The organism is Gilliamella sp. Fer4-1, from assembly GCF_001690515.1.
GTDB classification, from domain to species: Bacteria; Pseudomonadota; Gammaproteobacteria; order Enterobacterales; family Orbaceae; genus Gilliamella; species Gilliamella apicola_C.
On the sequence record NZ_LZGZ01000233.1, the window covers coordinates 1 to 7273 of the forward strand.

Genomic DNA, 7273 nt, shown 5'->3' on the forward strand with positions numbered 1-7273 from the left:
TAGGCACTAATGAGACAATGTTGTTCCCTTGATTTAATGGCTATTATGTTTTCATTAGGTTGCCTACCATTACTATTTTTACCACATTTATTCTCTGATTTTCAGTGGTATTTTATTGCTATTATCTTAGTTATTTTGTTGTTAGTGACCCCAGATAAATTTCGTTGGCTTTTATCTATTTTTATTATATTTTGTTTAGGTTTTTTATGGTCTATTGCTTATTCTAAACAATACTTAACCAATATCACGCCTTATATTGACAAAATATTAGTTGTTAAAGCCAAAGCAGTAAGTATCAATACACGCCAAATAACAACAAATGAGCCTTATCATTTGTCGTTTTCTATTTTTTCTGTTTCAGACCATATGCTTCCTAATAATATTCCAATCACGGTTTATTGGGATAAGTTAGCACTTCCTAAATCTGGCCAAATTTGGCAATTAACATTAAAAGTTAAAGTAGCACATGGTTACTTAAATGAGGGAGGATTTGATAGCCAACGTTTTTCTATTGTCAATCGAAGTTTATTATCAGCTAAATTAGTTGATGGAGAATTATTGGTAGATGAATCTAATGTAAAGCAAGCAATTACTGATTCGGCATTACCCTATATCAATTTGTTTCGTTATAAAGGCATTTTACTTGCTCTTGCTTTTGGCGACCGTTCCCAATTAGATAATTCACATCGTACAGTGATGATGCAAACTGGTATTGCCCATTTAATGGCAATATCGGGTATGCATATCTTAATAGTTTTTGGGATGAGTTGTTTTTTTATCAAAGTTTGCTTGTTTTTTATTCCAAAGCGTTTTATGCATTTTTTCGTTCCGATTATAGCAGGCTGGTTATGTGCATTTTTTTATGCATGGTTAACAGGCTTAAATCCGCCAGCTTTGCGCGCCATATTTGCTTTATCTATCTGGATTTATTTGCGTTATAAAAAAAAACAAATAAGTGCATGGCAAAAAGTCAATCGAATTATTGCGTTATTATTGTTATTTGATCCGTTAATGATTTTATCTGAAAGTTTTTGGTTATCTTGCTATGCGGTAATAAGCTTGATTTTTTGGTTTGATTGGTTACCACTCCCTAAAATAATGAAGTATAAAAAACGTTGGTATGTGATAAGGTTATTGCATTTACAGTTTGGGTTAACCTTATTATTGCTACCTATTCAATTTTTTGTTTTTCAAGGAGTGAGTGCCGTCTCGATCTTAACTAATTTAATTGCAATTCCCATTATTTCACTATTTACATTTCCAATTATTTTAATTGCGTTAATATGTAGCGCAGTTGACTGTTTTTATATTGCATTATGGTTTTGGTTTATTGCTGATAAGTCTTTGGAATGGTTGTTTTTAAGTTTAGATTGGCTTAATTGGTTATGGATTAAAATTCCTTCCGACTTTTATTTATTAAGTTTTTTCAGTTGGATAATTATAGTTATAATACGCACCGGTGTTTGGCGCCGATTTAGTATGACTTTGCTGGTAATTTTGCTGATGTTACTGTTGCCATTTTTTAAAGATCAGAACTATCGTTGGCGGCTAGATATGTTAGATGTTGGGCATGGGTTGGCTATGGTTATTCATAATGGCAAATCAGCAATTTTATATGATACAGGTGCAAAATGGGATAAAAGTTCGGTTGTGGAAAGAGTTATTATTCCTTTTCTACAGTGGCATAATTTGAACGTGGAAGGTATTATCATCAGTCATCAACATAATGATCATGCAGGCGGTTTGACTATGCTTCAACGTGTTTATCCAAAGGCATGGTTGATGAGTTCATCTTCTGATTACAATAATACTTATCCATGCTTAGCGGGTAATCGTATTATTTGGCATGATTTGACATTTAATGTGCTGTGGCCGAAAAAATTGGTTGGTTATGCACAAAATGACGATTCCTGTGTGGTACAAGTTACTGATGGGCGATTTTCTGTATTATTAACTGGAGATTTAGAACGAAATCAGGAGTATCAATTAGTCACAACATATCGAAACCAGTTGGCATCTACCATTTTGCAAATTCCACATCATGGTAGTAGCACTTCATCAAGCTATGCATTTTTAAATCATGTTAACCCCGTAGTCTCGTTGGTATCAACGTCCCGTTATAATCCTTGGAAACTGCCATCTCATAAAGTAATGAAAAAATATCAAGATCTAAAGCTAAATCATTATATTACCGCAAGGTCAGGGCAAATAAGCCTGTTTTTTGATAAACAAAAATGGAGCTTAAAAACCATGCGAAAAGAAATTACTCCTCGTTGGTATCATGATTGGTTTGGTAGTTTACCAATTTATGAGTAAAATAGGTTATCTTTCGCTATAGATAGCCGTTTTAATAATTGTTATATCGATATTAAGATATAAAACAATTTTACTAAATGTAATTGAGTGATGTTAAAGTTATGATTGAAAAACTATGGTATGGTAAAAATCGTTTATTTTGGTTATTCATACCATTTGCGTTGTTGTATGGTTTGATTGCATTTATTCGTCGCTTTTTATATCGAGTTGGCGTGCTTAAGTCTTGGCACTCTCCAGTCCCGATTATCGTTGTTGGCAATTTATCCGTGGGTGGCAATGGTAAAACGCCACTGGTTGTTGGTTTAATTGAAGCACTAAAACAAAAAGGATTACAAGTTGGCGTTGTTTCACGGGGTTATGGTGGTAAGTCTGATAACTATCCGCTTATATTGAATGATACCACCACAACGGCGCAAGCGGGTGACGAACCTGTACTTATTTATCAACGCACTAATGTGCCTGTCGCGGTGGCTCCACATCGTTCGCAAGCTGTTCAAGCATTATTAAACCAGTACCAATTAGATGTTATTTTAACAGATGATGGGTTGCAACATTATGCATTAGAGCGCGATATTGAAGTCGTCGTGGTTGATGGAAAGCGCTTATTTGGTAATGGATGGTGGATGCCAGCAGGACCAATGAGAGAGCGAGAAGGTAGTTTAAAATCAGTTGATTTAATTATCATAAATGGTGATAGCATAAATAATTTAGCAACGAAATATGCCCATAAAACCTATACAATGCAATTAACGCCATTATATGCAGTGAACTTGCTTACTCAAGAAAAAAAGCCATTATCATCCTTGCAAAATATTTGTGCTATTGCGGGTATTAGCCATCCGAAACGCTTTTTTGATATGTTGGAAAAAATGCAAGCTAATGTGACTAAAACCGTTTCTTTTGCTGATCATCAAAAATTTACTTTGTCGTTATTAAATGATGTGGCAAGTTGTCAGCAAACCCTTTTAATGACAGAAAAAGATGCAGTTAAATGCAGGCAGTTTGCCCAACAAAATTGGTGGTATTTACCTATTGATGCGCAGATACCCACGCCTGCTATTGAGCAAATCTGTTTGCTATTAACGAAGATACAATCCCAAAGAGAATAAAATATGAAAGAAACCCTTTTAAATGCACTTGCTTGTCCTAAATGCCATGGCCAGTTGCAATATGATGCTCATAATCAACAGCTAATCTGCTATGCTGATAATTTAATCTATTCAATCAAAGATAACATTCCCGTATTGCTTGAATGTGAAGCCAAACCGCTTAACCAACCACAACCTAACCAAGAATAAAAAATAAGGTATTAATTATGAATTTTTCGGTTATCATTCCCGCTAGATACGCATCAAGCCGCTTACCTGCTAAACCACTAGCGGATATTCATGGTAAACCTATGATTGTACGAGTAATGGAACAAGCAAAAAAATCATCAGCCAATCGTGTCATTATTGCAACCGATCATCAGCAAGTCTTTGATGTAGTCAAGGCGTACGGTGGTGAGGTCATACTTACTAGCGATAAACATAACTCTGGTACTGAACGGTTGGCCGAGGTGATAAATAGCTATCAGTTTGCTGATGATGAAATTATTGTTAATGTGCAAGGCGATGAACCTTTAATCCCGCCTATTGTTATTGATCAAGTAGCTGAGAATTTAGTGCAATATAAAACAGGAATGGCTACGTTAGCCGTGCCGATCCATTCCGTTGAGGAAGCGTTTGATACTGGTGCTGTTAAAGTTGTGACCGATAAAGATGGCTATGCGCTTTATTTTTCACGTGCTACAATTCCTTGGGAACGCGATCGTTTTGCTAAATCGACTGATTTATTAAAACAATCCAGTATTGGTGATTTTTATCTTCGTCATATTGGTATTTATGCTTATCGTGCAGGTTTTATTCGCCAGTATATTAATTGGATGCCAACTTCACTTGAACAAATTGAGATGTTAGAACAACTTAGAGTGCTTTGGTATGGCGAAAAAATTCATGTTGCTGTGGCAAAACAGCCTCCTGCAATTGGTGTTGATACGCTTGAAGATTTAGAAAAAGTAAGAACGTTATTTAAGGAATAAGCAATGGCAAATTTTACGGGGTTTACACCAGCTGGGCTTAATTTTTTACAAGATGCTTGGATCAACAATAGCAAAACATGGTTTGAAGAACATCGTGCGATTTATGATAACGATTTAATTAGGCCGTTTAGGCTATTGGTGGAACAGTTAACCCCCGAAATGCTCAAAATTGATGAATGGTTTGAAACTAAACCCGCTATAGGTAAAACCATTTCACGCATTCATCGAGATACACGTTTTTCAAATGACAAATCACTTTATCGTAGCCGATTATGGTTGACTTTTAAACGACCTAATCGAGATTGGAAAGAAGCACCAGCCTATTTTTTTGAAATCAGCCCAAGCAGTTATCAATATGGACTTGGCTATTACTGCTCATCCAAAAAAACGATGGATATTTTTCGAGAAGAAATTCTTAATGATACTAAAAAGTTTTTATCGATGGCACGTTGTATTAAAAAACCATTTGAGCTTGTAGGTGAGAGCTATAAACGACCGTTAATCAAAGAACAAGATACCCAAATAGCGACATGGTACAACCGTAAAAATCTTGCTGTTATGGTGACAAGCAATCATATTGAAGATATATTAAATGCTGATTTACCACAAAAATTGGTTAAAGGATTTAAGCAATTAGTTCCGCTTTATGATTATTTAATGCGGGTTGAGTTAATTAAAAACATACCCGCATTTTAGTTTTGTAACATGAGCTTTAATATTAGATATTAGGAAAGTTTAATATTAATTCTTTAACACCATTGATAATAAATTGCGTTCCAACGCAAACTAATAAAAATCCTAAGATTCTTGTCGTGGCTTCAATGCCACTTTTCCCCATAAAACGCATTATGCTACCTGCGCTGCGCATACAAAACCAAAGAATAATACATAGCAGTAAAGGCACTAATATTGAAGCAGAGTAAATAACCCAAGTTGCAACATCATAACCACCGCTTTTTACTGTTGATGACATACTAATTATCATGGCAATGGTTCCTGGTCCTGCGGTGCTTGGCATGGCGAGCGGAACAAAAGCAATATTATTTGACACTTCTTTCTTTTTGGCATCGGCTTCCAGCGTTTTATGCGCAGGCTGCTGAGGAAATAACATTCTAAAGCCAATAACGCCAACAATCATACCGCCTGCAATGCGTAATCCTGGAATTGATATACCAAATGTATTCATGACCAGTTGCCCAGAATAAAACGATACCACCATAATCATAAACACATAAATACACGTGAGTTTCGATTGGTAATTGCGCTCCTCATTGGTCATATCGCCCGATAAACCTAACAACAGTACCACAGTGGTTAATGGGTTAGTTAATGGAATAAATAAAATTAAACCAAAACCGACAGTTTGTAAAAGTTCTAACATAAATTTGCTTGGTATCTAACAAAAACTGTAGCTAAGTATAATTGAAATATATAAAAAATGCTCGAAATAAAGTTATTTAAAAATAACTAAAAAATAGGATAAAGCAGTATTGGTTTTTATAAGGCATTGAAATAAAATTAAATAAAATCAATGTCTTTTCTGACTGGTTTTTAGGGCGTAATCGCAGGTTGAAATGCTTTAGAAAAACAATTTATATAAATAAGAGGTAACAAAATGAGAAAGTGATCCTCGCAAAAAAATGGAAAAATGTTACCTCTATGATATAACTAACAATCATTGGAGAACACATTATGGTCAAAAAATTCAGTGCAGGATTCAAACAACCAGCAGTGGATTATGCTTTATCTAATGTTCACTTTTCATTAGCTGAAATCGCTAACCATTTAGGAATAGGCAAATCAACACTGGATAAGTGGGGGTAGACAACTTAATCCTAACAAAACCAATAAAATTGAGCTAACTAGTGAGCAACAAAAAATTATTGCACTAAAAAGGAAAAAAAGAATTAAAAATGGCCAATGAAATTCTAAAAAAGGCGCATGTGTGCTTCATCAACAATCGGAGTTGGAGTTATTTTATAATTAAAAAAGGCGTGGCAGAAATGCATCAAACAGTTAGGAAATGTGCGACAGGCCTGTAAAGTGATGTAGTATAGTGGGGATAGCTATTATCGCTTCAAAAAAGTTTATAAGCAAAGCGGAGTGTTTTATAAACTTTATTTTAACTTCGAAGATGCAAAATACACCAAAACCAAAGTATACAGCTAACAGATAGATGAGATTGATGAACAATTTTATAAAACGATGAAAACCGAATGTTATGATGTGATGTTCTGATGTAAGATTTATAATGAATTGTCTAAAATTCAATAGGATATTAAAAAAAAGCTGAAATTTTATAATAAAGAAAGAGCGCATTTAGGCAAGTATTTTTGTGGCAAAACACCGTGGTAAACTTGGCTAAACACAAAGGCGTTAGTTAAAGAAAAGTAACTGGAGAATTTATTTTGTGCATTAGACATACATTTTGTTAAAATAAATTCTGGTGAATAATTAGTGTTCGTTAGTTTAAGTTTGAGCTACTATACGTAATTTATATGCCAAACGATTACAAGTAATATAAAAATATTATTCGGGTGAAATCCGACAATAAACTGTACGACTCGTGAAAAATACATGAAGATGAGCTAGATCAACTTTACATACACGGCAAGGTAATGTTAAGCCAATCAATTCTATTAAGAAAACACGGCTAGCAGCTTGAGTTTTTTGAATATAATAAAATAGATAATATAACCAGTTAGAAAGTAAGGAGAAAACAATGTTTCATATAGTAAATTTAAGATTAGGAATGAATGATATCAATGCATTAGTTAACACGTATGACAGCGATAAAAATCAAATTCTGCCGTTTATAAATACAAGAGGAGAATTAAAGGCGGATTACTTATTCAATAATTTTCTCCCTAATTGGGG

7 protein-coding genes are annotated in these 7273 nt (G+C 34.3%); 6 read left to right on the forward strand and 1 reads right to left on the reverse strand.

Annotated elements, in window-relative coordinates; genetic code table 11:
* Positions 1 to 9: 9 nt before the first annotated feature.
* From A9G30_RS08330 to A9G30_RS08350, 5 genes are all read left to right on the forward strand, one after another.
* Positions 10 to 2316: a DNA internalization-related competence protein ComEC/Rec2 gene (locus A9G30_RS08330; RefSeq protein WP_065588646.1), complete on the forward strand. Its 2307-nt coding sequence runs from the start codon at positions 10 to 12 to the stop codon at positions 2314 to 2316.
* Positions 2317 to 2417: 101 nt separating this feature from the next.
* Entirely contained in the window at positions 2418 to 3425 is a 1008-nt protein-coding gene (gene lpxK / locus A9G30_RS08335) for a tetraacyldisaccharide 4'-kinase (RefSeq protein ID WP_065588647.1), read from the forward strand.
* A gap of 3 nt (positions 3426 to 3428) precedes the next feature.
* Complete coding sequence (locus A9G30_RS08340; protein ID WP_065588648.1) at positions 3429 to 3614, forward strand: Trm112 family protein; 186 nt, start codon at positions 3429 to 3431, stop codon at positions 3612 to 3614.
* 17 nt (positions 3615 to 3631) lie between these two features.
* Positions 3632 to 4396, forward strand: coding sequence for a 3-deoxy-manno-octulosonate cytidylyltransferase (gene kdsB / locus A9G30_RS08345; protein ID WP_065588649.1), 765 nt, complete (start codon positions 3632 to 3634; stop codon positions 4394 to 4396).
* 3 nt (positions 4397 to 4399) lie between these two features.
* Entirely contained in the window at positions 4400 to 5092 is a 693-nt protein-coding gene (locus tag A9G30_RS08350) for a DUF2461 domain-containing protein (protein WP_065588650.1), read from the forward strand.
* 22 nt (positions 5093 to 5114) lie between these two features.
* Here the strand turns inward: A9G30_RS08350 and A9G30_RS08355 are convergent, their stop codons facing one another.
* The gene (locus A9G30_RS08355) at positions 5115 to 5777 is read right to left on the reverse strand and encodes a MarC family NAAT transporter (protein WP_065588651.1); all 663 of its coding nucleotides are present in this window, start codon (positions 5775 to 5777) and stop codon (positions 5115 to 5117) included.
* Positions 5778 to 6088: 311 nt separating this feature from the next.
* Here A9G30_RS08355 and A9G30_RS13365 point away from each other — a divergent pair, with 311 nt between their 5' ends.
* Positions 6089 to 6220, forward strand: coding sequence for a transposase (locus A9G30_RS13365; RefSeq protein ID WP_065582891.1), 132 nt, complete (start codon positions 6089 to 6091; stop codon positions 6218 to 6220).
* The last annotated feature ends 1053 nt before the right edge of the window (positions 6221 to 7273 follow it).

Bases quoted from the DNA above. Each gene is read 5' to 3' on its own strand.
- A9G30_RS08355 (WP_065588651.1), bottom strand. From the start codon at position 5,777: ATGTTAGAACTTTTACAAACTGTCGGTTTTGGTTTAATTTTATTTATT.
- A9G30_RS13365 (WP_065582891.1), top strand. From the start codon at position 6,089: ATGGTCAAAAAATTCAGTGCAGGATTCAAACAACCAGCAGTGGATTAT.
- lpxK (WP_065588647.1), top strand. From the start codon at position 2,418: ATGATTGAAAAACTATGGTATGGTAAAAATCGTTTATTTTGGTTATTC.
- kdsB (WP_065588649.1), top strand. From the start codon at position 3,632: ATGAATTTTTCGGTTATCATTCCCGCTAGATACGCATCAAGCCGCTTA.
- A9G30_RS08350 (WP_065588650.1), top strand. From the start codon at position 4,400: ATGGCAAATTTTACGGGGTTTACACCAGCTGGGCTTAATTTTTTACAA.
- A9G30_RS08330 (WP_065588646.1), top strand. From the start codon at position 10: ATGAGACAATGTTGTTCCCTTGATTTAATGGCTATTATGTTTTCATTA.
- A9G30_RS08340 (WP_065588648.1), top strand. From the start codon at position 3,429: ATGAAAGAAACCCTTTTAAATGCACTTGCTTGTCCTAAATGCCATGGC.